The organism is Pantoea anthophila (assembly GCF_026104315.1).
Lineage (GTDB): Bacteria > Pseudomonadota > Gammaproteobacteria > Enterobacterales > Enterobacteriaceae > Pantoea > Pantoea anthophila.
In genome coordinates this window covers 1,478,342-1,502,728 of record NZ_CP110473.1, presented here as the reverse complement: position 1 = coordinate 1,502,728, position 24,387 = coordinate 1,478,342, and the positions used below count along the sequence as shown (strand labels likewise).

Below are 24,387 nucleotides of genomic sequence, written 5' to 3'. Positions count from 1 at the left end.
CAGGTTCCGGATCAGGCGGTCAGCCAGGCAAACTCATGGAAGCGATACCCCATCATCATGCCCGACGGCCAGGCTTCCACCCCTTTGACCTTTTTGCTGTAGCCATCGGTGGAGCTGATAAAGGTCGGGATGAGGGTGCCGCAGTGGTCGTAGATCAGCGTCTGCATGTCGCCATACATCTGCTTGCGCTTCGCCTGATCGCGTTCCCCCCGTGCCGCCACGACCAGCTGGTCAAACTGCGGATTCTTCCAGCCCGACTCGTTGCTCGGCGCGGTAGAGAGATAAAACTGTGAGAAGAGCATGTCGAGCGTCGGACGCGGGTTTATCGAGCCATATCCCACGGGATCTTTAGTCCAGTGCGACGACCAGTAGCCGTCATACGGCACACGTCGCACTTTGATGTTGAGCCCGGCCCCGCGCGCAATCTGCTGGATCATCTGACCGCCTTCGGTTGCCCCTTCAATGTTGGGCGTGGTTACGATCTCCACCGTTGACCCGGCCATCCCGGCTTTTTTGATGTGGAATTTCGCCTTTTCCACATCCAGCGGGCGCGGTTTCAGATCGGCGTTGTAGAGCGGATGCCACGGTGGCACCGGGGTGTCATTACTGACGTCGCCGTAGCCCTGCAGGACCGTTTTCACCAGCATTTCGCGCGGCTGCAGATATTTCATCGCCAGCACAAAATCTTCGTTGCTTCCCGGCTTCACGTCGGTGCGAATAATCAGGTTGGTGTACATCCCCGATTTACTCTCCAGCACGCCGAAGTCGCTGCTGGCTTTGATGCGCTTGCAGTCGGCGGCGGTCATGGCCGCGACGATCTGCAGATCGCCCGACATCAGCGCATTGACGCGCGCGGCACCGTCGGTGACGCCTATCAGCTCCACCTCATCCAGGTGCGGCAGGCCCGGCTTGTAATAGTTGGGATTTTTCATGCCGATGGCGCGCACGCCGGGCATAAAGGCTTTGCAGATGAACGGCCCGGTGCCGATCCCTTTGCTGAAATCTTTGGTGCCATCCTGCACGATTAAAAACGGCGGCGTGGCCAGCATGTAAGGGACATCGAAGTTGGCGCTGTTCAGCTCCAGCAGCACCTCATTGTCATTGACCGCGGTGAAGGTTTTGAACTGGTCGGCCAGCTTGAAAGCGATGGAGGCGATAGCCGGATCTTTGTGGCGGCTGAGTGAGTAGATGACATCTTTGGCGGTCAGCGGTTTGCCGTCATGGAAGGTCACGCCCTTGCGCAGCTTAATATGCCAGGTGACGCCATCGCCCGACTCCACCGATTCCGCCAGGGCCGGTTGCACCATCAGATTTTTATCCAGCTCGGTCAGGCCGCTGTAAAACATAAACTGGCGGGTATAGTCGGCGCTGTTGTTACTTTTGGCCGGGTCGAGTGTGTCGGTGGCCGACGCATTCGACATCGCCGCGCGCAGTTTACCGCCCTTCACGGGCTTATCATCCGCCTGTGCTGCCCCGGAAAAACCGATCAGGCCGCTGCTCATCACCGCACCCGCGGAGAGGATTTTCATCAGGCTGCGGCGTGACAGTGTGCCTTCAGTGATCATGCGCGTCAGTGCCGGATTTACCGCATCAGCGTCGTTATTATCAAATTTACTCATCTCTGTACCCTCAATAGTCAGGCGAACCGGGGATCATTTTCTGACGGTGCTGGCAACCTGGCAGCCAGCCTCCGACGGGGGTTATGAAAGGCGATCCTTTGCTTTGTAATAGAGTCCTGCGAGCGGTAAAAACCATGGCTTACCGTGATAACCGGGCAGCGCGGGCCATGTCTCACGCTGCCAGGGATTGTTCGTCGCTTTTTCAGCCAGCAGGTCGGCCATGACCCGCCCCATCCAGACCGACATCTGGGTGCCGTGACCGCTGTAGCCCAGCGAGTAGAAAACGCCATCCTGTTCACCGGCGTGAGGCAGACGGTCGGCCGTCATATCGACCATGCCGCCCCAGCAGTAGTCCACCTGCGCCTGGCCGAGCTGGGGCAGCATCTGCGTCATCGCCCGGCGCAGGATCTCGCCACTGCGGGAGTCCGAGGTGGGATTGCTGACCGCAAACCGGGCGCGCCCGCCAAACACCAGCCGGCGATCGGCGGTGGTGCGGAAGTAGTTGCCGATGTTCAGGGAGGTGACGTAGGTGCGGTCCTGCGGCAGCACCTGTTGCAGCAGCGCCGGGTCCAGCGCTTCCGTCACCACAATAAAGCTGCCGACCGGCACGATGCGGCGCTGAAACCAGGGAAAGGGACCGACGTTGGAGCAGCCGGTCGCCATCAGCACCTTATCCGCCAGCAGCGAGCCCTGCGCGGTGTGGACCCGGTGCTGATATCCCTTCAGCCGCTCTAATTTCGTCACGGCGTGATGGGGGAAAATTTTTGCGCCGCTACGGGCGGCCGCTTCGGCCAGACCGACTCCAAACTTGCCCATGTGCATCTGACCGCCACGCTGCTGCAGCAGGCCACCGTGAAAGTCATCGCTGGCGATCTCGTCACGCACCGCCGTTTTGTCGAGCAGGGCGATCTCCGGGTCAACGGTGCGGCGCATCAGTTCATAAGCCTCCCGCAACCCGGCCATATGTGACGCTTTGCTGGCGAGCTTGAGCTTGCCGCACAGCCGGAAGTCGCAGTCGATCGCTTCGTCCTGGATCAGCTGCCGCACATAGCTCACGGCATCGTCAAACGCCCGGTAGAAGCGGCTGGCCTGCTCCAGGCCCTGACTGGCCACCAGCGCGGCGAAGTTCTGCGCCACACCGGTGTTGCAGTGGCCACCATTGCGCGCCGACGCCTGGCTCATGACCTCGCCACTCTCCAGCAGCACAACGCTGATCCCGCTGCGCGCCAGACTGAGCGCCGCCGAGACGCCGGTGAAGCCGCCGCCGATCACCACCACGTCAGCATGGGCCGGCAGCGGTTCGCGGGCGGCACCGGTAAAGGCGGGAGCCGTGGCCTGCCAGAACGATTCCAGTTTCATGGGGGTTCCTCAGAGTCCGACGACGCCAGGCAGGCCGCCGATGTCGTTGATTTCGGTGTACCCGTAGTAGGGATTTGCCGGCTCATGGCCGCGATTGACCCAGACTTTGTTTTTGATGCCGAGATCGTGTGCGGTCATCAGGTCATAGCGGAAACTGGAGGAGACGTGCAGGATCTCCTCCGGGCCGCAGCCGAGCTTATCCAGCATGTACTCGAAGCCCTTCATCTGCGGTTTGTAGGCACCCGCCTCTTCCGCCGTAATGGTCATGTGAATGGGCGCGCCCAGACGCGGAATATGATGCGGGATCAGATCTTTCATTGAGTTGGTGAGCAGCACCAGCGGAAACGCTTCGGCGACTTTCGCCAGACCGGCCGGCACGTCGGGATGCGGGCCCCAGCTCGCGCAGTCGGTGTAGATAAAGTCGCTGTCGGCTTTCTCCCAGCGAACACCCCATTTTTTACAGGTGCGCTGAATCGCATTGCTGACCACGTCGTAGTAGGGTTTCCATGCGCCCAGCACTTCATCCAGCCGGTAGGCTGAAAAATCCCGGGTAAAGGCGTCCATGTCGGCCGGGTCGACGCGGTCGCTGAAACAGCGCTGCGCGGCGCCGGCCATATCGAAGCGAATCAGCGTGCCGTAACAGTCGAACGTGATAAATTTCGGTTTAAACAGAGCCATGTCACACCCTCATAGTCGTCAGTTGTGCTTAGAAATCGATAAGAACGCTCTTCTGGCGCTGGCAGGCCTGAAACGCCTGACGCCCTAAATCTTTGCCAATGCCGGAGCCGAGAAAGCCGCCGGTGGGGATGATGAAGTCGCCGGAGCGGCCATAGCGGTTGATCCAGACGGTGCCGGCGTCAATGGCGCGCATGGCGCGCAGCGCACGCGGCAGGCTCAGCGTGTGCACCCCGGCACAGAGGCCGTAGATCGCATGTGCCGCCATCGCCAGTCCCTGCTCTTCATCATCAAAGGTCTGCACCGTCAGCACCGGGCCAAAGATCTCCTGCTGTACCGCCGGGTTATCCTGGGTGACGTGGCTGAGCAGCGTAGGCTGCCAGAACCAGCCCTCGTCGGTGTCGGCAAAACGCGCGCCGCCGACAATCACCTCGGCGCCCTGCGCTTTCGCCGCCTCAATGACCGAGCTGACTTTGTTGCCCTGGCGCGCATCAATCAGCGGTGCGTAGCGGCTGCTCTCCTGCCAGGTGACGCCCGGTTTCACTTCCCGGCAGAGCTGCGCCAGCCGCTCAACCAGCGGTTCGGCGATGTTGCGCTGCACAATCAGGCGGGTGCCTGCCACACAGGCCTGACCGCCGTTAGCGGTGAAGCCGCGCAGAATGCGCTGGGCCAGCACCTCAATGTCGCCTGCATCATCAAAGACCAGTTGCGGACTTTTGCCTCCCAGCTCCAGCGTGACCGGTTTCATGCCGAACTGTGCCGCGTCGCTCATGATGCGGGCACCGGTCTGCGTCGAGCCGGTAAACGAGACTTTGCGCACCAGCGGGTGTTTCACCAGCGCACTGCCGGTGACCGCCCCACTGCCCTGCACGATGTTCAGCACCCCGGCCGGTAAGCCCGCCTGAATCGCCAGTTCGGCCATGCGCACGGTGGAGAACGGCGTCAGTTCAGACGGCTTGAGCACCACCGCATTGCCCGCCGCCAGCGCCGGACCGCATTTCCACGACGCCATCGACAACGGGAAATTCCACGGGGTAATCGCGCCAATCACGCCATAGGGTTCAGCGATCAGCATGCCGAGGCTGCTGTCGCGGGTGGGAAAGAGATCGCCGCTGTATTTGTCGGCGCATTCGGCATAGAAGCGAATCGCTTCGGCCGTGAAAGGGATTTCGTGCTGCACCACGTCGCTGATGGGTCGGGTCGACCCCAGCGCTTCCAGCTGGGCCAGCAGGGGATCCTGCTCAATCAGATCTGCCCAGCGGCGCAGAACCCGGCCACGTTCCCGTGGCGCGCAGCCTGACCAGCCGCTGGTTTTCAGCGCCTGATGCGCCACGGTCACGGCGTGATCGACATCTTCTGGCGTGGCGTCCCGTAGCTGCGCATAGACCCGGCCGTCTGAGGGGCGTTTAACCTCAGACAGGGCGCCCTGGCCTTGCACGTGCTGGCCGCCAATATAATGGCCAGCCGGAAGAGAAACGTTTTCAGGGTCGAAACTTAACATGGAATAATTCCTTATTTGTTACACCCATCAGTTGCTGGTTAATTAGTTTTTTCAGCCGCCGATTTCTGCGCGGGTAATAAGCTAATGCAGAAAGTATGCCAGCCGGGCAAAAAATAAAAATGCGTTTAAAACAGCGCAAAAAAATTTTCTGCCGTATTGCCGGATGATTTTTTGCGGAATTGCCGAACAATTAAACAGATGATTTACTTCACAAAAATCCTGCGCTCTGCTGGTGCAGCCTGCACGGAAATTGCACCAAAGCGGATATTCCGGGCAAGGCGGGTGATTAACTGAAGCCTGCGCCGCCGGTTTACTGACGCGCTTCACATCCCGGATCATTTCTTATGTTTTAAACCCGATACGTTGACGCCGAAAAAAATTATCCGGAATCGCCGCCAAAAAAAACGCCAGCCGGATGACCCGGCTGGCGTTTAATTACTCTTTATTCACAGACTGCCGATATGAAACGTTTTTTGTTCCAGATATTCGTCAATGCCGTAACGTGATCCTTCCCGGCCAATGCCGGAGAGTTTCACCCCGCCAAAGGGGGCCACTTCCAGGGAGATCGCACCGGTATTGAAGCCGACCATCCCGAACTCCAGCGCTTCCGCGACCCGCCACGCCCGCCGGATGTTCTCGGTAAAGAAGTAGGCACCCAGACCATAGGGCGTGTTATTCGCCATGGCGATCGCCTCCTCTTCACTGTCAAAAATAAACAGTGGCGCGACCGGGCCAAAGGTCTCCTCATGTGCGATGCGCATCGAGGCGGTCACCTCCCCCAGAACCGTAGGCTGTACAAAGGTACCGTTGCCCTGGCTGATGCCGCCGGTCAGCAGGGTTGCGCCCTGGCTCAGCGCATCATCAATATGACCATTCACTTTTTCCACCGCGCGCTCATTGATCAGCGGGCCGATGGTGCTGTCAGGCGCAAAACCATCGCCGACTTTCAGCGTGGCGACCGCCTCCAGTAGTCGTGCGGTAAAGCGCGCATAGATGCTGCGCTGCACCAGAATGCGGTTGGCGCAGACGCAGGTCTGTCCGGCGTTGCGAAATTTGCTGAGCATGACCCCGGCCACCGCAACCTCAATATCGGCATCCTCAAAGACAATCAGCGGTGCGTTTCCGCCCAGCTCCAGACTCAGGCGTTTGATGCTGTCGGCGCTCTGCTGCATCAGTAACTGCCCGATCCGGGTAGAGCCGGTAAAGGAGATTTTGCGCACCGTGCGGCTCCCGGTCAGGGCCGCGCCAATCTCCGTGGGCAGGCCGGTTACTACCTGCAAAACCCCGGATGGAAAACCGGCGCGCTCTGCCAGCACGGCCAGCGCCAGCGCGGAGAGCGGCGTCAGTTCTGAAGGTTTGACGATGATCGGACAGCCAGCCGCCAGCGCAGGCGCTACCTTGCGGGTGATCATCGCAATCGGGAAATTCCACGGTGTAATCGCGGCGGCCACGCCGACCGGCTGTTTCAGCACCAGAATGCGGCGGTCCTCGCTGGGCGCGGGAATGGTATCGCCATAAATGCGGCGCGCCTCTTCGGCGAACCATTTCACAAAGCTGGCCCCGTACAGCACTTCACCTCTTGCTTCTGCCAGCGGTTTACCCTGTTCGGCTGTCATGATGATTGCCAGGTCATCGGCATTCTCAATAATCAGCTGATGCCACTTCTCCAGCAGCGCGGCACGGCTGGCATTGGGTGTCCTGCCCCAGCTGATGCGTACCGTTTCCGCATAAGCAATGGCCTGCTCCGTTTCGGCGTATCCCAGCGCCGGGATTATCGCCAGCGTTTCACCCGTAGCGGGATTGGTAACCGGCAGCGTGGCCCCCTGCTGCGCATCCTGCCAGCATCCGGCAAACAGCGCCTGCTGGCGCAGCAGATCGCTGTCGTTGAGTTGAAGTTGCGACATAACATCCCCCTTTAGTGAGCTGCTTCCACTTTATCGCGCCCGGTCAGCGCAGGATGTTGTTTCAGGGTAAGAGAGAGGCTGGCGAAGAGGTTTTAAGCAGGCTTTCGAAATTTTATGCCGTGGGGGAAACCCGGCGCATCCGGCCGGATGCGCGGAGTGATTAAATCTGGAAGTCGATAACCGGCTCGTCGTCGCTGCTGTACGAGAGCGCCTGACGCTTGATCTCCTCCAGTGACAGGTTGGCGTTGCAGAGTTCCAGAAACTGCCAGACATAGTTGCGTTGCAGCTGACCGCGCTTCAGGCCTAGCCACACGGTACTGGCATCGAACAGATGGGTGGCATCAATGCGCACCAGCTCTTCACTCTCTTCGGTTTCACACGCCTGGTCGGCCAGAATCCCGACGCCTAATCCGAGCTTAACGTAGGTTTTCACCACGTCGGAGTCCTGAGCGCTGAGTACGATGTCCGGTTTCAGACCGGCGCTCTGGAAGGCGCGATCCACCCGGGAACGGCCGGTAATGCCCTGCCGGTAGGTAATAAGGGGATGGCGGCTGAGGGTGCTCAGCGAAACGGGCTGGTTCTGTACCAGCTCATGCCCTTTCGGCACCAGTAAGGCGTGGTGCCAGCTGAACCAGGGAAAGGCCGCCAGGCTGCTGTTGTTGACAAGCATCTCACTGGCGATGCCGACATCCGCCTCCCCCGCCAGCAGCATCGATACAATCTCCTGCGGGGAGCCCTGATTGAGTTCCAGCCGGACATTCGGATAGAGCTGGCGAAACGCTTTGATGATCTTCGGCAGGCTGTAGCGCGCCTGAGTATGAGTGGTGGCGATCGTGAGGATACCGCTGGTTTCATTGGTAAACACATCGGCCAGGCGGCGGACTTTGCCCGCCTCATCCAGGATGCGTTCGGCAATGGTCAGCAGCGCTTTACCCGGCTCGGTCATCCCCAGCAGACGTTTACCGCGGCGGATAAAGATCTCCACGCCAAGTTCATCTTCCAGATCCCGGATATGACGACTCACACCCGACTGGGAGGTAAAGAGCGTGTTAGCGACTTCCGTTAAATTAAATTCACAGCGGGCCGCCTCGCGTATAATTTTAAGCTGCTGGAAATTCACGGTATTTACCTCCCTTTACATAATCTGATTCTGTGATGGTAAGAACTATTATTGATAACGGGAAATACTAAAAAATTTGGCTTTATGAATTTAGGGAATAAAGGGGTGGGGTTGTTCGTTGCGTGAACGGGCTGAGAAGATTGGCCTGGCAGGCCGGGCTTTAAGGGGGTTCGCTGCGTGGTGGGGGCGCTGGGAGAGCTTGCAGCAAACGGGCTATGAGAGGGTTTCGTTCGCCGGGTAAACCGGGCAGTTTCAGTTTCGCCTCTGCAGGCGACCGACAAGGGGGCGCCAGTCGCCGCGCCCCCTTGACCCCGGGCTCCGGCCTGCCTCACCGCCGCTTCGCGGTCCCTTCGCTTCTTCCGGATTTCTCACGGACCGGCAGGACGCGCCATCCCTGGCGCGAACCCGCCTCTTCGCGACATCCCTGTCGCTCGTCCTGAAATCCCTCATCCGCTCAGCGGCTCAGACGGCCTCCCTCCCCGCTGTTATCTCTTCTTTTTTTATGTGGCTCTCTTATTGCGGTGAGAATTGCGTAGGCGTTTTTCGCTTTCAGGCCAGCAGATAGCTCTGCATCCCGGAAAACATAAGATTTCAAAGGCGGGAGTGTGGGAGAGGCATCCGACGCGCTGAGGAGCAACCGGAGGCCAGGATGAGCCGACAGGACGTCGGCGAAAGGACGGCACGAGCCAGGGATGGCGAGTCCGGACGGTCCGTCGGCCGCAGGGCGTGACGAAGGCACCCCGCAACGCGGGGCGCGGAGGCTGCCGGACGCCGGGATTGTTAAGGGGCGGGCGTCCGCCCCTTGACGCGTCCGCCTGCACGGGCAACCTGAAACTCCCTCACGCCTGGCGGGCGAAACTTTCTCAGAGTCAACCCACCGCCTGGCAGGCAAAATCCCCCCACCATTAACTCACTAACATCAGCTCCCGCTCCTCGTTCAGCGGCGTGTTCAGCAGCGACAGCAGGATATTTTTCACTGCCTGTGCGGAAGGTGACAGCGGCAACCGCGCGGAGATGTTCAGCGACAGCGGCAGACTGAGTGAGGGACTGTTGATGCGCGCCATCCAGGCATCCGTCGACCCCACCAGCGAACGGGCGGCGGATTCCGGTAATACAGTTACGCCCATGCCGCTGGAAATGGCGGCGGTCAGGGTAGAAATCGATTCAATCTCACCGATAATGCGGGCGCTCAGGCGACGCAGGGAAAACGCCTCATCAACCCGCTTACGCACCGCACTGTAGTCGCGCGGCAGGAACAGGCTCATCTGGGCCACATCCGCCAGATCGACACTGGCACCCGGGCAGTCGGTGGCGCCCACCAGATAGAGATCCTCTTTCATCAGCGGCATGCTGTTGATCCCGGCTGTGGGCGCGCGGTCGTAGAGCACCGCCATATCCAGCTGACCGGACATCACTTTCTCATTCAGTACGCTACCGCTGTTTTCGTGCAGGTAGACCAGGACTTCAGGAAACTGATCGCGAACGGTCTGCAGCAGCGGCATCGTCAGCGAAGAGGCTGCTGTGCCTGGTGCCAGACCAATTGAAACCTGACCACTGAGGATCTGACCGGCATTGATGACCGCCGTCTGGGCCTGCTCACACTGGCGCAGAATGGTGCGCGCATGACCGTAGAGAATCTTACCGGCCTCTGTCGGCGTGACGCCCCGCTTGGTGCGGATCAGTAACTGCTGATCCAGTTCATTCTCCAGCGTGGCGACCTGCTGACTGAGTGCAGGCTGGGCGATATGCAGCACTTCCGCTGCCTGCGTCAGACTGCCGATATCGACGATTTTCACAAAGTATTTCAGTCGTCTTAAATTCATCTTGCCTCCGTCACTAGCCCTGAATAGCGAATAGGATCTGCGTCCTTCGCCTGATGAGAGGGATTTTGCAAGATGCAGGCCAGGTTTAAATCTCGCTCCCTGACCAGGCTCGGGATTTTTCCTAACGGCCCGGAAAATAAGCGTTTCTGATTACCTCTTAGGGGTTAATAAGGATCGGGAATGGCTGAGCCGGGAAGCCAGACCGCCCGGACGCACTGTGACAGTGCATTTGCTGCGAGGCGGGTGTGCAGAAAAGTGATGACGGGTTGTACAGTTTTAGTGCAGTGAAAGAGCATGACATCGGCTGAATGCCTGTCTGGCCTGCCTCGCGGCTTAACCGGCCTGAAAACGATGTAACCGCTATCAGCGGGATTTCTTATCATGAAGCGCCGTGATGGATAAACAGCAGGCGCTGCCCTCTCCCTGTCGCTAAAGAGGGCAACGGTTGCCGGTCAGCGTTTTTTGCGGTTGCGATGCATATCGATAGAGACGGCGGCCACGATAATGATCCCTTTAATAATGTCCTGAATGTAGGCATCGACACCTACGAAGGTGAATCCGCTTTTAATCAGGCCGAGGATCACCGCACCAATCAATGTACCTGTGATACGCCCGACGCCGCCCATCAGACTGCTGCCACCGATAACGGCTGCGGCAATGGCATCCAGCTCGTAGGACATGCCCATGCTTGACTGACCGCTGCTGACGCGCGCCGCCAGAACCACACCAGCCAGACCCGACAGGGCCCCCGCAATGGTGTAGACAATGATCAGATATTTATTAACGTTGATCCCGGAGACTTTCGCCGAGGTCATGTTGCCGCCGATGGCATACACATATTTGCCGTAGCGGGTATGTTTCAGGGCGATATGGAACAGCAGCGCGACCGCCAGGAAAATCACGACCGGCATGGCGCCCTGGCCTATGGCGGTAAAGCCGTCAGAGAGGAAGCTGATCGGATTGCCCTGAGTGTAGTACTGCGCCAGGCCGCGAGCCGACACCATCATACCCAGCGTGGCGATAAAGGGCGGAATACCGGTGCGGGTAATCAGCACCCCGTTGACCAGCCCTGCCAGCAGCCCGACCCCGATACCGGCAGCAACCGGGATGACCGCGGGCATATTGACCAGTGACGGAAACATCGGTGAGAGACTGTCGGAGGTCTGCGCCAGACTTGCAGCCACCACCGCCGCCAGGGCGATCACGGAACCGGAGGAGAGATCGATACCGGTCGTAATGATGACCTGGGTCACGCCGACGGCGATAATCCCGATAATCGCCACCTGCAGCACAATCAGGATCAGGCGATTGGTGTTGAGCAGGAAAGACTGGTCACGCACATACCAGCCGAACATTTCAAAAATCAGTGCAATCCCCACCATCACCACAAAAATGCCGGTATCTTTCGGCAGCTTATGACGCAGACTGGCAAAAAAAGAGGGTTGCTGCGGGGCTGCCGGGGTGGCAGTAACTTTCATATTGCTCATAGTGGTTTCGCGCCTCATTCGGATGCCAACGACAGAATGGTTTCCTGATCGGCTTCTTCTTTATCGAGGATGCCGGTTATACGCCCGCCGTGCATGACCATCACCCGGTCGCTCATGCCAAGGATTTCCGGCAGTTCAGAGGAGACCATGATGATCGCCACGCCACGGTTGGCGAGTTCACTGATTAAGCGGTAAATCTCCGCTTTTGCGCCGACGTCAATGCCACGGGTCGGTTCGTCCAGAATCAGAATCTTCGGCTGAGCCAGCAGCCAGCGGGCAATCAGGACTTTCTGCTGATTCCCGCCGCTGAGGTTATTGATGATCTGATCCATGGTCGGGGTTTTGATATTGAGACGGCGGATTTGGTCCATGCAGTCCTGCGCCATCTTCACATGGCTGACAAAGCCGCTTTTACCGCTGTACTCCGGCATATTGACGATGCTCATGTTCTCCATCACCGAAAGCACCAGAAAGAGTCCGGATTTCTTACGGTCTTCGGTCAGGAACGCCATGCCCTTTTCGATCGCGGTGGACGGCGAGTCGATCGTCACCGGTACGCCATCAATTAAGATCTCCCCGCTGTCGAAGCTCTCCATGCCAAACAGACTCTCCATCACCTCGCTGCGACCGGCGCCCACCAGCCCGGCGACACCGAGGATCTCCCCGCGCCGCACGCTGAAGCTGACATCGGTGAAACGATCTTTGCAGGTGAGGTTACGCACCGTCAGCACCTCTTCGCCAATGGCGCTGTTAAATTTCGGAAACAGCTGGGTCAGTTCACGCCCGACCATCTGGGTGATCAGCGACTGGCGGGTGTACTTCTCCGTCTGGTCGCTGGCGATCCAGCTGCCATCGCGGAAAATGCTGACCTCATCGGTGATGGTGAAGATTTCATCCATCTTGTGACTGATGTAGATGATCGCTTTGCCCTGCTCGCGCAGGTCGCGAATGATGGTGAAGAGATGCGCCACTTCGGTTTCCGTAAGCGCGGAGGTGGGCTCGTCCATAATGACGACGTCCGAGTCCCAGGAGACCGCTCTGGCAATCTCGACCATCTGCTGTGAGGCGATGCTCAGTTCACCCACCATCCGATCGGCTTTCAGGCGGATATTCAGGCGGTTGAGCAGCTCCTGTGTCACCTGATTGAGCCGGGCGTGATCGACAAAACCAAATTTCATCGGCTCGCGGCCCAGCCAGATATTCTCAGCGACGGTCATGTAGGGCACCAGGTTAAGCTCCTGGTGAATCATCGAAATGCCGGAACGCAACGCGTCCATGGTGTCGTGAAACTGCACCGGCTCCCCTTTAATTTTGATGGTGCCCTTATCGGGACGATAGATCCCGATAAGGCACTTCATTAAAGTGGATTTGCCCGCGCCATTTTCGCCCATCAAGGCATGTACCGTTCCCGGACGCACCCGCAACGAGACGTTGTCGAGGGCTTTCACGCCGGGGAAGAACTTGCTGATGCCTTCGGCTTCAAGCGCAAACGCGTTCATACATCACCTCCGTCAGGCTGAGTCGGGAACGATTATTTCAGGTTACGCTGGGTAAACTGCTCCATGTTCTCTTTGGTAATCAGCTGGTAAGGGATGTTGATAATTTTCTGGACCTGTTCGCCTTTCACCAGTTTGATCGCCGTCTGCACCGAGCCTTCGCCCTGCCCCTTCGCATCCTGGAAGACGGTGGCGACCATCTTGCCCTGCTTCAGCATCTGCAGTGCATCCGGTGTACCATCGACGCCAGCAATCAGGATTTTGTTCGGGTTTTTACCCAGTGCCTGCAGCGCACCGATTGCCATTTCATCGTTGTTCGACGCGATAGCATTGATTTCATCACCGGCCGTCATCCAGTTACTGACCACATCCACCGCGTCGTTACGGGTAAATTTGGCGGTCTGCTTCTGAACAATTTTGATGCCAGGATATTTAGCGGCCACCTCTTCCACACCTTTGGTACGGTCGCGGGTCGATTCATTCGCCAGGTCACCCATCAGAATGGCGACGTTGCCTTTACCGTTCATTGCTTTAGCCAGCGCTTCCATCTGTAACCGCCCGGCCAGTTCTGAATCGGACCCCACATAGGCCATTTTGCCGGTGAGTTCAGCTCCTGGACGGCGGTTAACAAAGATCAGCGGGATGCCCGCTTTTGACGCCTGATCCATAATCGGTTTTACCGCATTGGTGTCGACCGGGTTGACGATCAGGGCATCGACACCCTGACCGATAAAGTTCTGCACCTGCTGCAGCTGCTGTGAAACGTCGCCTTTTGCATCCTCAACCTGCCCTTTAACGCCATCTTTCTGCATCTCTTTCTGCATGGCCGTGCGCAGAATGGTGAGGAAGTTGTCATCAAACAGCGCCATTGAGACGCCGACCGAAATATCTTTTGCCATAACCGCGGCAGGTAACATGCAGGCTAACAGTGAGGCGACAATCGTTTTTTTGATGTTCATAGGGACCCTTCTTATTTGTTAACTTGCTCAGCGGCTGTGACCGCGAATGAAAAATATCTTTTACATTCACCCAGCCTGTCTGGCGTCTGTTTCGGGAATTTTGAGGTTAGACTTCGGCTTCTGGCTATTTTTGTGATCGACCACTCCTTTTCACAATCACTTGATCTGCAAACAGTTACTTCCGACCTGCCGTTTCAGTTTCCGGGAAAAGTGGCGACCGTAACGCTAAGCAGTTTATTTATTCCATAAAATCTCTTTTTGAAATTTTTATCATAAAAGCACTGAAACGGCTGTTTTGACATCGGCAAAGAACAAAACTTTGACATGCCTCTAACATCTGCAGAGAAATGCCCGCAAAGTGAGATCCTGTTGGCAGTTTGAAAAGCCAGCAGATTCGGGAAAAATTCACCAATCCGCTGCTTTTACGAGCATCCGAACGCATTTCGTTAAACAGGGCTTTGACAAGCGGGATCGGCGCCGCTAATATTCGCCCCGTTCAAGCGATTCCTCTGTAGTTCAGTCGGTAGAACGGCGGACTGTTAATCCGTATGTCACTGGTTCGAGTCCAGTCAGAGGAGCCAGAATTAGAAAAGCCCGCTCAGGGAAACCTGAGCGGGCTTTTTGCTTTTTCGCTTTTGAAAATTGTCACCCGAACCCGCTATAACTTCCCTGGTTTCGGCTTTTCGTCTTTCCTGCTCACAGTTTCAGGGGCGCTTATTGGGTTCAGAGGTTTATTGATGCAGACGCAGCATGCTTGAGATCGATGATAGCGCAGCGATCAGACAGGCCAGGCCAAAGAGATAAACGGCGAACTGCGCGTCTGCGCCTTCCATTAAGCCGTTCAATAAGGCTATTACCATCGCAACCAGTGCTGCGCCGATAGATTGGCCTGCCGTTCTTGCCGTTGATAAGAGACCTGACGCCGTGACAGTCCGGTTTTTGGCAACGTTCGAAAACATTTCTTTGTTGTTCGGCGGAAGAAAAAGTCCATAACCTATGCCGCAAACAGCTACCCGCCAGATGAAATCAGCGGTCGTGGCTGCCTCAGGTAACAGTGCAAGTGATCCTAAACCCAGGCTAAAAATCACTACCCCAACCGTTGAAATCTGAGTGGGATTCAGATGATTCGATAGCCTGCCAGCAACAGGCGCGCAAATAGCCACAGCAATAGGCCAGGGTGTAAAGATGAATGCTGATTTCAGTACAGAGTAGTGATAGGTGTGCTGCAGGACAAAAGGTAAACCCACCATGGCCATCCCCTGAGCGACAAACATTGAAAAGGAGGAAATAACAGCGAAGGAATACCGCCGTGAATGAAATATATCCAGAGGCAGTAATGGGTGCTTAGATCGCATCTGAGCAATAATGAAAATTGCCATCAATATTCCTGACGTCATGCCGCATAGAATCAGGATGTGACTCTCCCAGCGCCCGATTTGATCGACAGCGACAACCATCAGTCCCAAAGCCGCAGCAGAGGTTAAAGCCCCTCCCCAGTCAAAGCCTTTTTCCCGTTTATCATCAATGCCAAGTGAAATCAGCGCGAACACGGTGGCAAGCACGCCCAGTGGAATATTGATATAAAATAACCAGGGCCAATCGAGCCAGGAGATAATCAAACCACCCAACGCAGGACCGATGGCCGTCCCCACCGCGAAGGCCAGCGCATTCAGTCCCAGAATTGTGCCTAACGCATTAGGGGGAAAAATCACGCGGTAAAGCCCTAATCCCACACTGATCATCACGGCATAACTCACTCCCTGCAGGACCCGCATAGCAACCAGCATACCGAAGGTTGAAGAGAGACTGCACCCCAGCGATGCCAGCGTAAATAACACCATACCCGCTGTATAAAAGCGCCGCTCTCCTAACCTTGATCCCAGCGATGCGCAAATCAGCATCGTCGCCGCGCTAGCGACCTGATAACCGTTGGTAACCCAGATGACCGAGGCTGAATCTACGTGCAGAGCCTCAGCAATAGAGGGCAAGGAAATGTTGACAATGGAACCATCCAGCGCTGCCATGACCACGCCTATCAAAATGGCCGCGGCAGCCAGATAACGCCTGGGCGCTTCAAAACCTTGTTCTAATGTACTACTGCTTACCAACGACATATCCCGGATATCCTTAAGTGAATGGGTGTTACGCGCAAAGACTTGCCGTTTCAGCGGCGGTTCCTTCGAGATAGGTCAGCAGACCGAGCATCAGAACCTCTTCAGGAGTGGCAACGACCGGAGAGCGAGGCGATTTCCAGGACTGTTTACTGCCGTTGATTCGTATGCTTCTCAGGAAACAGTAGGTAGTAAGCACATAGAACCTATTCCGCAGGCCTTCGCCCATGAGTGGTAACAGACCCGCTATACCGCCTAACTCAGGAATTTCACTGAGAATATTTCCGTAATCGGGCTTCGCCAGTACAAACATCAGTGCATCGGTCATAGGTACCACTTTAACCGCATCTTTTATTTCTGCCGCCAGCTCATGCCAGAACGAAAAGGCAAACCGGGAAAAGCCAAAAAGCGGATCCAGACCCCGGACTGAAAAGTCAGGATCGATAAAACGCGTCTGAGCAAGCTCTTCGTTGTAGAGCACATTACCGAAATGAAAGTTGAAATGTGCTTTTTCAGCCGACCGGAACTCTTCAGTTGTGGCCATTTTTAATGCCTTTTCATAGACTTCTCTGGCAGTAGTGGTAAACCGGGCCCCATTCAGAAGAACGGGTTTGTCAAACAGATCATGCGCAAAGCGCGTACCCTCCCACTCATCCCTTAACCTTGCCGGCATATCGTTGGTCATTATCGATGATGTTTCTGATTCGAGGCTGATAGCTTTCTGGATACTTTCAAGGGTGTTTCTTATAATCATTCTGCGTCCAGCCAGCGAGCGCTGTTCATCAAATACGATTCGGGACAATGGCTGGTGCGCCATCTTTTCCAGAATATAGAATTGCCGCCCCGCAGCCTGTCCATCGTGTAAGACAGGCACCATCAGTTCCGGATAGATGTCATGTAATGCGCGAATCTGCTCGACTTCAGCTCTCAGCTTGCCATTGAACCTTTCGGACATCGCTGTTTTCACAACAAAACCCGAACTCAAAAAATCTACGGTATGCGAACTCGTCATTTTTTAATCTCCTGAAAAGTTGCAACAGACTGGCCTGACGCGATACGACCCGCTACGGCACAGACCACAGCGCTATAACCGACTGTGTTGTTTACAAACGACTGGATAATAATTTCACTCAGATTCTGGCTGGCCAGATAGGCAGGCCGGAGAGTCAGCAGGTGGTTGTGATCGGTGAGAATGGTTGAACAGCGACGCTCGTAAGCATATGCACGGCTACCCAGAGGCGTTCGCGAGGCTTTCACAATATGAGGGTGTGCGTTTTTCACTCTCTCAACGGCTTCCTCAATGAGGCTGTGAGTTAATTTTCCCCCGTCCTTCACGATGAAACGGTTAATCTGATAGCCAGGCGCATGTACAGGTGCACGTAATGAAACGGTATTCACCAGTGGCGCCCAGGGCAGTACCTTATCCTGACTCATCGCAATCTGCGAAAAACTCGGGCGAAGATTGTCCCGCGCATCCTGCATGCGTCCCTCGAAAGATCGGGTACCCAGTACACCGTTGGGCGTATCGGGATGTACGATGTCTGTTTCCACCGACACAATATGGGATGCATTACATTGAATGGATCTGAGCGCATCCACGAGCACACGCAGAGAAGCATGCATCCCATTGGTTTGACAGGAACCCAGACAATACATACCCGAATCGACCACCTGACGATTCAGCGTACCTATATCATCACGGGTGAGGTCTTCCAGACAGCCGTAAATACTCGGCAGATCATTAGACTCTGCTACACCCAGAACCACATCCGCAAGTTCCTGCATATTGCGGGCAACAGGGCTGTTCCTGTCCATATCCAGCTTGTTCGTTGCGATAAAGCCAATATCGAAGCGGCCTGATGGTGGGGGAAGTGTTTTAGCAAGATCACCGAAGAAGAAGTGCACCTCACGTTCATGGATGCGCAATGTTTCATCATTGATGACGGTAATATGTGATTGTATGCCTGGATGTGCCATTGCCAGACGGGCCACTATGCCATCAATGGGACGCAGTTCAGGATAGTGCTTATCCAGCGCAGGGGGATTCGTCACGACCGTTTGAATGGCAAATCCATCCTTATCAGGGTCGTTCTGAATCAGCAGATTCGCGCCGATTTCTGCACCACAGCCCACCAGTATTGCTTTTTTCATTTCACCACTCCGTGATTGAGGTTTAATTCAAATGCTTTCAGAGAAGACTTAGTCCCAGGCAAACATCTTCAGAAAGTCGAGAACAGGCATGGCATCCAGCTTCGATTCTGAAATCAGAGTCTCAGACAAGAAGACGGAATGGTCATGTAAAGGGCTGTTTGAAAGATTGAGGTGGAATTTCGTCAATAATGCATCGAAGCACTCCTCACGACGACGAACATGCCCGAGCGGATACTCGATCGTTTCTGTGAACTCCTCCTCCCTGCCATAGCATTTCAGGAAGAGCGCATTGGGAATGGCACGTTTTTCTGGATCGTAATAGCTCTCGGTAAACGAAGGGCGCTCGGTGCAGGTGATTTTTAACCGCAATGTCTCCAGATGCGGATCAGAAGCGACCGGCTCGTGAAAATCATTAATGGTCAGGTTTCCGGTTTTCAGTCCCACCGCAACCATATACTGCAGGCAGTGATCACGATCAGCTGAGTTCTTCATCGGACCTGATTTGTCAATAATCTGAATGGCAGGACGCGTAGTTTCTACGCGCACAGACTCGATATGCTCAGGAGAGAAACCTTCCGCAAGAATGCGTGCACGCAGATTTATAGCGGCTTCCACGGCCGTCTGAGCATGGTATTCAGCAGGGTTAGGAACTTTGAAAAGGATATTTTTGATGACAAAATCTGATAAATTGCGTGACAGATTAAGCGGACTACCTCGCAAAACAGCCTCGTTGAATCCCCAGCGGCTGGCGGTCAGCGCTGTGGGATAACCCATTTCTCCGGTTTCTGCAAATAAGGCTAGTTGTAATCCGCGCGCCGTTGCGTCACCCGCAGCCCAGGACTTACGCGTGCCTGCATTAGGTGCATGTCTATAAGTTCTTAGCGAATGGCCATCAATGACTGCGTTTGAGAGCGCACTCAGCGCCTGGGCTTTTGACAAACCCATGATCTGAGCTGAGGCGATAGAAGATGCCACTTTAACCAGCACAACATGATCAATACCAAGCGCATTAAAGCAATTAGACAGACATAGCACGCCATGAATTTCGTAGGTACGAATCATCGTATGCAGAACATCTGTCATATTAACGGCAGGATGATTTTCAGACAGGCTGCACCAGGCGGCAGAGGCCAGAATTGCCCCCAGATTATCGGATGGATGACCCCACTCCTGAGCAAGCCAGGTATCATTGAACTCCAGCCAGCGGATCATCGAACCGAGATGAAAAGCGGCTTCTACTGGCCCGAGTCTCAAAGCCGTACCGGCTACAGGTACACCCTCAGAATGCCTGCTAAACTGAGCACCGCGCATCAACCTCATACAGTCAGAATCTGAAGAGGCGGCAATCGCACAGCCTATCGAATCTAACAGGCAATAACGCGCCAGACGTAAAGCCTCATCATCAAACGTTGTCTGCTCATAAGCATAATCAACCAGTTGTACTAATAGCTCATCGAACTCTGCACACCCCATACCTCACCCCATATATGAATAAGAATTTTCTAGAATTCATCAAGCACAGTCCGGTCACGCCGGACCTTGATTTACAAAAATTGACAATTCATTGATTTATAAAGAGATAGTCCCTGCGACTTATTAAAATCGTAATTGTCATAGCCAGGAAAAACCAGTGAATAAAACCGAGGTGCTCATCGAAAATATTGATGCCACTGAAATCATTCACAGCGATAGAGGGAAAACAGGCAGGCTGGGGAAATAGCGATAAAAAAAAGCAGAATCTGTCGTAAAATCTTTCTATCCAGGATTAGTCTCTATTAAAAGCAAAACCACAATGTTCTGCTCTAGAAATGCAACTCCCTTATTTATTCCTCTCTCCAGGGGGTAGCCGTAAACCTGGTGACAAATTTATCAATAAATAATATAAATAATTGCTGTAAGGATAGACCATTTTTGAGCATGAGGTTTGAAATGAAGATAAGTGAACTTCTTGCATTCGTGACAGTCGTGGAGACAGGGAACATAACCCAGGCAGCTGAGCGCCTTAATCGAGTGCAGTCAAGTATTTCCCACCGAATCAGGAGCCTGGAAGATAATCTGGATGTGACCTTACTGGATCGAAAAGCCGACGGCTGCTCTCTGACACCTCAGGGCCAGATACTTTATGACTATGCGCTTAAAATACTGAACCTGGCAGACGATTGTAAAAACAACATCACCTGTTCGAAAAACAGTCAGCTAAATATAAGAATTGGTATAATAGAGTGCCTGCCGCCCTATATTGTAAGTTCATTAATTGACCTGGGCCATGACCTCGGATGGAATATCGATATCTCGATCGGAAATACGATAAGTCTGCTCAATGCTTTCGACCATAATGAGTTCGACGCCGTCATCGTAGGCGCGGGATTTTCAAATACTCAACATACCTGCTCTACGCTGCTTTCGAGTGAGCTTGTCATTATTACTGAGAAGAGCTATCCGGATGTTAACGATCTTTCGGTTCTGGATGGAGAGGTTTTTTTACTGAGCAGTAAAAAATGTGCAACCACAACGCGGAACTATAACTTCCTGTTTAAAGAAGGGCACATTACACCTAAACGTGTTGTTGAATGCGGATCCTACCCCGTTTTGTTTTCCAGCATCGCCGCGGGTAAAGGTGTATCGCTTGTATTACGTTGTTCGATCAGTAGCGAAGTACAAAATAAAATAAAAATTCATCAACTCAATGGTCAGTTCAATGACTTCAAAATAGAGCTGGTTTATCGTACAGAATCTATGCAAATGGATGGCGCTAAATTCAGAGGGATAATCGGGTCCGTTTTTCAGGATCCCCGGCTAAACACTATCGGCTACTGAATTTTTATCAGATTTTCTGTAATCCCTGTTTCGCTGAAAATCCTGAATAGAGCAGGAGGGCATGCGTCTGACGTTTGCCCTCCTCTCATTTCTCACCCCGTTACTTCACTGCATGGTAACAGACTGACGGGCTTCTGATACCTCATACGGATTCAGGCTGAATAACTAACCGCTTCGTTCTGCACTTTGCCAGTATCAGCTTCATCATCGGCACTTCAACGTACTTGTATATAAAGGAAGCCAGGGAGACTGAGAGCACCAACGCCACAGCGATAAGTGCCATTCCCTGTAGCAGGTCAAACTTTCTGCCGGCCGTCAGGTTTAAAAAATAGAAAAGCACAAGAAAATGAACCATATAGAACGAATATGATATCTCACCTAACCATACGGACGTTTTTGTGTTTAACACTGTATTACGGTTCCTTAAATCATCACCCGCCATCGACGTGATCAGTAAACAAACAGGGATAATGAAAACCACGCTCATACTGAACTGATATGGCAGATACATAGAAACGATGTAGGTAAGCAAAAGCAAAGCCATTGACACTGTTTTAGTGAGTACCCATGCTTGTCCGTTAATCAGCAACCGGGCTGCAAACATACCCGCAAGAAACTCAAATATACGTGATGGCGGAAAAATGTAGGAAACCCAGAAATGGCGTTGTGAAATAGGAAAAGCACCCATTAAGTGGTTTGGTTCAACCCAAAAATAAATACTGGTCTGAACCAGTAAGGAAGCCAGCGTAACGATGATTAAACCATGGATGTCATATTTTTCAGGTATCTTCTTCATTACTTTGTAAAGGAAGGGAAACGAAAGATAAAACATCGCTTCAATGCACAACGACCAGCTTGGACGATTACCGACGAAGAAATAGTGAACATCATCAACCCATGTGTTTAATAAAAATAGATTTGAAAACCATAGTTTATATTGATAGACGCTTACCGCACCGATCATCATTGCAACAAACCAGGTAAGGAAATGTGTGGGATAGATTTTGGCAAATCGACGCAGATAAAAATCCCCTGCGGTATCATTATTTTTCGCAGACCAGACCATAATAAATCCGCTCAGAATAAAGAAATATGAAACGCCAAGCCATCCGGCTTTTCCTACAATGACAGTGAATAAATGCTGAATAGATGGATCTGAAAATGGCGCAAGATCGCTGGGTAAGGATGAGTGAAATATAAAAACCAGTAATGCCGCCCAGAATCGGCTTCCGGTAAGCGAAGGAAGCTTAGCTCTGAAAAGTGATTTTTCAATCGTAGATGATACATCTTCCTTTGATTTAAACGGATCAAAATTAATAACGCCGATATTTATTTCTTTATTTTCTTCAGGATTCATAGTCACCCCAGATCACTATCAGCTACCGGAAACTCTGTTCTGTCGCCTGATAACGATGTTATTAAGTAAATTAATGACGGCAACACATAAAAACTGACAGGATAGCAGTTATTTATCAGTGCATTGCCGTTCAGGAAATAACCATTCAGCACAAAAATCAGATTAGGACTATTCGTTAATTACAATTCGATATCCCGCCCCATGCTTCTCGATATAACCAAAACCCTGTTCGCCAAAATGCATGCCGCCGATAAGAATCTTATCAGAACTCACTGCACTCAGTATTCGGGATCGTGTTTCAGCAGCCATATGAGGATCGTAATCAAAGGCTATCGCCACCTCCGGCCTGGCGAGTTGAATATAGGGAAAATGAACAATGTCTCCCCAGATCATCAAACTCTCTCTTTCTCCTTCTATCCGATAGCCTGTATGACCAGGCGTATGCCCCTTCAGCGGTATTGCAAAAATACCAGGAAACGCCTCGCCCTTATCGATCAGACGAAGTTTTTTCTGATACTTTTTAAATATACTTCGGGCCAGAAGAAAATTACCTTTTATACGGTCACTGACTGATGCAAAATTTTCATCGCTTTCAAGATAATTAAATTCGTCACTGCTTAAAATCAACTCAGCATTTTCAAAGACAGCCTCGCCTTCAGAGTTTAACAATCCGCCAATATGATCAGGATGAGCGTGAGTAAGAAGAACCGCATCAATGTCTGCTGGCTGGATATCAAGCCGGCTAAGATTCGCAACCAGCCTGCCGCCCCAGCCCTTTACTCCACCTGCACCGCTATCGATAAGGATATTCTTACCATCACAGCGCACTAAAAAAGCATTAATATGAACAGCATTCAGTTCATTAATTTTTGCGTCGCGTTGAATTCTTTCACACTCTTTGTCATCAACATTCGATAGCATGTTAAAGCCGACTTCAAGGTATCCATCGCTGAGGGCTATCACCTGGATGTTACCCAACTCTTTTGCAGGAAAAATGTCATTCATAAAATGCTCCTTAGTTTTTTCCATAAATATTACTTGCGTCAAAAGAAAAACAGCGAATCCTCGCCGAAACGCCTGTCCTTTCCTTAATTAACAAATCAACCTGATGTGTAAATTCTTCCATCAGGGATGTAGTTCTGAAGATCTCCTGTCTTAACCTTGCTTCAAAATAGATTGGCGTGCCAAAACCTATTTCCGCGGTGACATAGCTGATATGAATATTGTTCTCTTTCGCTTTAAGTATCTCTCGGGCAAGACCAGCTAAAGCGGTTGAGAATGTGGCAAAGGATTCTGCCTCAAAGCGATGGTTTTCAGACGCATAAAGAGTAATGCTGGGCATCCTGTATCGTTTCTCCGTATGATTAGTCCGTGTTTAAGATGGCTTTAAACTGCACTGGCTTACGCTAATATTAAGCGCTTTATTTTCTCTGGATTAGCTACCGCCCCCGTTTCGTGCTCACCATAATGAAGTTGCTCTACGAACTGCATGCCATCTGCGACTTTCCCAAAAACTGTATATTTCTGATCTAAATATTTCGCTCTTGAAGTCGTGATGAAAAACTGGTGGGTGGCACTATTGGGATGCTTTGAACGCGCCATCCCAACCGTACCCCGTTCAAACGGCAGACTGCTGAATTCTGCATCCAGTACAGGCAAGCGCCAGTGGCCGGCTCGGGAAACTTTTACCGGGTCACCCGTCTGTACCATAAAATCCTTCATGACACGCGCAAAAGGCATACCTTCGTAAAAACCCGCCTGTACCAGTGCCTTAATGCGTTCAACATGCCGAGGTGCTAAATCGGAAAACAGTTGAATGGTCACTGTTCCGCTTTGAAGTTCCATTTTCAGAACATCGCTCTGATTCATTACTCCTCCCAGCATACCGGGGAGTAAAAACGAGCCTGCACACAGGCCCAATCCGCCGCTAATAAACGTTCGTCTATTCATTTTTTCCATTTCTGATTAAGACTTTTTATCGCCTGCTATGCCGGTGGCATTTTTCAAT

At 53.3% G+C, this 24,387-nt stretch carries 19 protein-coding genes and 1 tRNA gene; 2 read left to right on the top strand and 18 right to left on the bottom strand.

The genetic code is table 11. The features are described from left to right. Nucleotides 1-11 precede the first annotated feature (11 nt). The 10 genes from OJ965_RS09470 to OJ965_RS09425 form a co-directional block, all read right to left on the bottom strand. A complete protein-coding gene (locus OJ965_RS09470; protein ID WP_265138983.1) occupies nucleotides 12-1,619 on the bottom strand; it encodes an ABC transporter substrate-binding protein in 1,608 nt (535 codons plus the stop codon). Between the two features lie 81 nt (nucleotides 1,620-1,700). Continuing rightward, the gene (locus OJ965_RS09465; protein WP_265138982.1) at nucleotides 1,701-2,978 is read right to left on the bottom strand and encodes an NAD(P)/FAD-dependent oxidoreductase; all 1,278 of its coding nucleotides are present in this window, start codon (nucleotides 2,976-2,978) and stop codon (nucleotides 1,701-1,703) included. A gap of 9 nt (nucleotides 2,979-2,987) precedes the next feature. Then, the gene (locus OJ965_RS09460; protein WP_046102145.1) at nucleotides 2,988-3,656 is read right to left on the bottom strand and encodes a haloacid dehalogenase type II; all 669 of its coding nucleotides are present in this window, start codon (nucleotides 3,654-3,656) and stop codon (nucleotides 2,988-2,990) included. A gap of 28 nt (nucleotides 3,657-3,684) precedes the next feature. Then, nucleotides 3,685-5,154, bottom strand: coding sequence for an aldehyde dehydrogenase family protein (locus OJ965_RS09455; RefSeq protein WP_265138977.1), 1,470 nt, complete (start codon nucleotides 5,152-5,154; stop codon nucleotides 3,685-3,687). 446 nt (nucleotides 5,155-5,600) lie between these two features. Continuing rightward, nucleotides 5,601-7,058 carry an NAD-dependent succinate-semialdehyde dehydrogenase gene (locus OJ965_RS09450; protein WP_265138975.1) on the bottom strand — a complete coding sequence of 486 codons (1,458 nt, stop codon included), beginning with the start codon at nucleotides 7,056-7,058 and terminating at the stop codon, nucleotides 5,601-5,603. Between the two features lie 160 nt (nucleotides 7,059-7,218). After that, nucleotides 7,219-8,178, bottom strand: a complete 960-nt coding sequence (cbl, locus tag OJ965_RS09445) for an HTH-type transcriptional regulator Cbl (protein ID WP_009089396.1) — start codon at nucleotides 8,176-8,178, stop codon at nucleotides 7,219-7,221. A gap of 905 nt (nucleotides 8,179-9,083) precedes the next feature. Continuing rightward, nucleotides 9,084-10,001, bottom strand: coding sequence for a nitrogen assimilation transcriptional regulator NAC (gene nac / locus OJ965_RS09440; RefSeq protein ID WP_009089395.1), 918 nt, complete (start codon nucleotides 9,999-10,001; stop codon nucleotides 9,084-9,086). Nucleotides 10,002-10,453: 452 nt separating this feature from the next. Continuing rightward, nucleotides 10,454-11,479, bottom strand: coding sequence for an ABC transporter permease (locus OJ965_RS09435; RefSeq protein WP_181161923.1), 1,026 nt, complete (start codon nucleotides 11,477-11,479; stop codon nucleotides 10,454-10,456). 23 nt (nucleotides 11,480-11,502) lie between these two features. Further along, nucleotides 11,503-12,987, bottom strand: a complete 1,485-nt coding sequence (locus OJ965_RS09430; protein WP_046102148.1) for a sugar ABC transporter ATP-binding protein — start codon at nucleotides 12,985-12,987, stop codon at nucleotides 11,503-11,505. 32 nt (nucleotides 12,988-13,019) lie between these two features. Next, nucleotides 13,020-13,943 (bottom strand): sugar ABC transporter substrate-binding protein, encoded by a 924-nt coding sequence (locus OJ965_RS09425; protein WP_009089392.1) that lies wholly within the window; start codon nucleotides 13,941-13,943, stop codon nucleotides 13,020-13,022. A 505-nt stretch (nucleotides 13,944-14,448) separates the two neighbouring features. Between OJ965_RS09425 and OJ965_RS09420 the strand changes: the two genes are divergently transcribed. After that, nucleotides 14,449-14,524 (top strand) — tRNA-Asn (locus tag OJ965_RS09420). Between the two features lie 150 nt (nucleotides 14,525-14,674). On the opposite strand, the gene OJ965_RS09415 is transcribed toward OJ965_RS09420, so the two are convergent. Genes OJ965_RS09415 through OJ965_RS09400 form a run of 4 tightly spaced genes read right to left on the bottom strand, consistent with a single transcriptional unit; the run spans nucleotide 14,675 to nucleotide 19,678 of the window. Then, on the bottom strand, nucleotides 14,675-16,057 hold the full coding sequence (locus OJ965_RS09415; RefSeq protein ID WP_111209109.1) for a DHA2 family efflux MFS transporter permease subunit: 1,383 nt from the start codon (nucleotides 16,055-16,057) through the stop codon (nucleotides 14,675-14,677). A 28-nt stretch (nucleotides 16,058-16,085) separates the two neighbouring features. After that, nucleotides 16,086-17,066: an aminoglycoside phosphotransferase family protein gene (locus OJ965_RS09410; RefSeq protein ID WP_154927677.1), complete on the bottom strand. Its 981-nt coding sequence runs from the start codon at nucleotides 17,064-17,066 to the stop codon at nucleotides 16,086-16,088. Further along, entirely contained in the window at nucleotides 17,063-18,205 is a 1,143-nt protein-coding gene (locus tag OJ965_RS09405; RefSeq protein WP_154927676.1) for a hypothetical protein, read from the bottom strand. Before OJ965_RS09405 ends, OJ965_RS09410 begins: the two co-directional genes overlap by 4 nt. 48 nt (nucleotides 18,206-18,253) lie before the next feature. Then, nucleotides 18,254-19,678, bottom strand: a complete 1,425-nt coding sequence (locus OJ965_RS09400; RefSeq protein ID WP_154927675.1) for a bifunctional 2-methylcitrate dehydratase/aconitate hydratase — start codon at nucleotides 19,676-19,678, stop codon at nucleotides 18,254-18,256. Nucleotides 19,679-20,134: 456 nt separating this feature from the next. On the opposite strand from OJ965_RS09400, the gene OJ965_RS09395 reads away from it, so the two are divergent. Further along, nucleotides 20,135-21,022 (top strand): LysR family transcriptional regulator, encoded by an 888-nt coding sequence (locus OJ965_RS09395; RefSeq protein ID WP_154927674.1) that lies wholly within the window; start codon nucleotides 20,135-20,137, stop codon nucleotides 21,020-21,022. A 142-nt stretch (nucleotides 21,023-21,164) separates the two neighbouring features. On the opposite strand, the gene OJ965_RS09390 is transcribed toward OJ965_RS09395, so the two are convergent. The 4 genes from OJ965_RS09390 to OJ965_RS09375 form a co-directional block, all read right to left on the bottom strand. Then, a complete protein-coding gene (locus tag OJ965_RS09390) occupies nucleotides 21,165-22,379 on the bottom strand; it encodes an acyltransferase family protein (RefSeq protein ID WP_265138968.1) in 1,215 nt (404 codons plus the stop codon). A 168-nt stretch (nucleotides 22,380-22,547) separates the two neighbouring features. After that, entirely contained in the window at nucleotides 22,548-23,384 is an 837-nt protein-coding gene (locus OJ965_RS09385) for an MBL fold metallo-hydrolase (protein WP_111208618.1), read from the bottom strand. Nucleotides 23,385-23,394: 10 nt separating this feature from the next. Next, on the bottom strand, nucleotides 23,395-23,721 hold the full coding sequence (locus OJ965_RS09380; protein ID WP_154927671.1) for a hypothetical protein: 327 nt from the start codon (nucleotides 23,719-23,721) through the stop codon (nucleotides 23,395-23,397). 59 nt (nucleotides 23,722-23,780) lie between these two features. Continuing rightward, nucleotides 23,781-24,338: a peptidylprolyl isomerase gene (locus OJ965_RS09375; RefSeq protein ID WP_265138967.1), complete on the bottom strand. Its 558-nt coding sequence runs from the start codon at nucleotides 24,336-24,338 to the stop codon at nucleotides 23,781-23,783. Nucleotides 24,339-24,387: the final 49 nt, after the last annotated feature.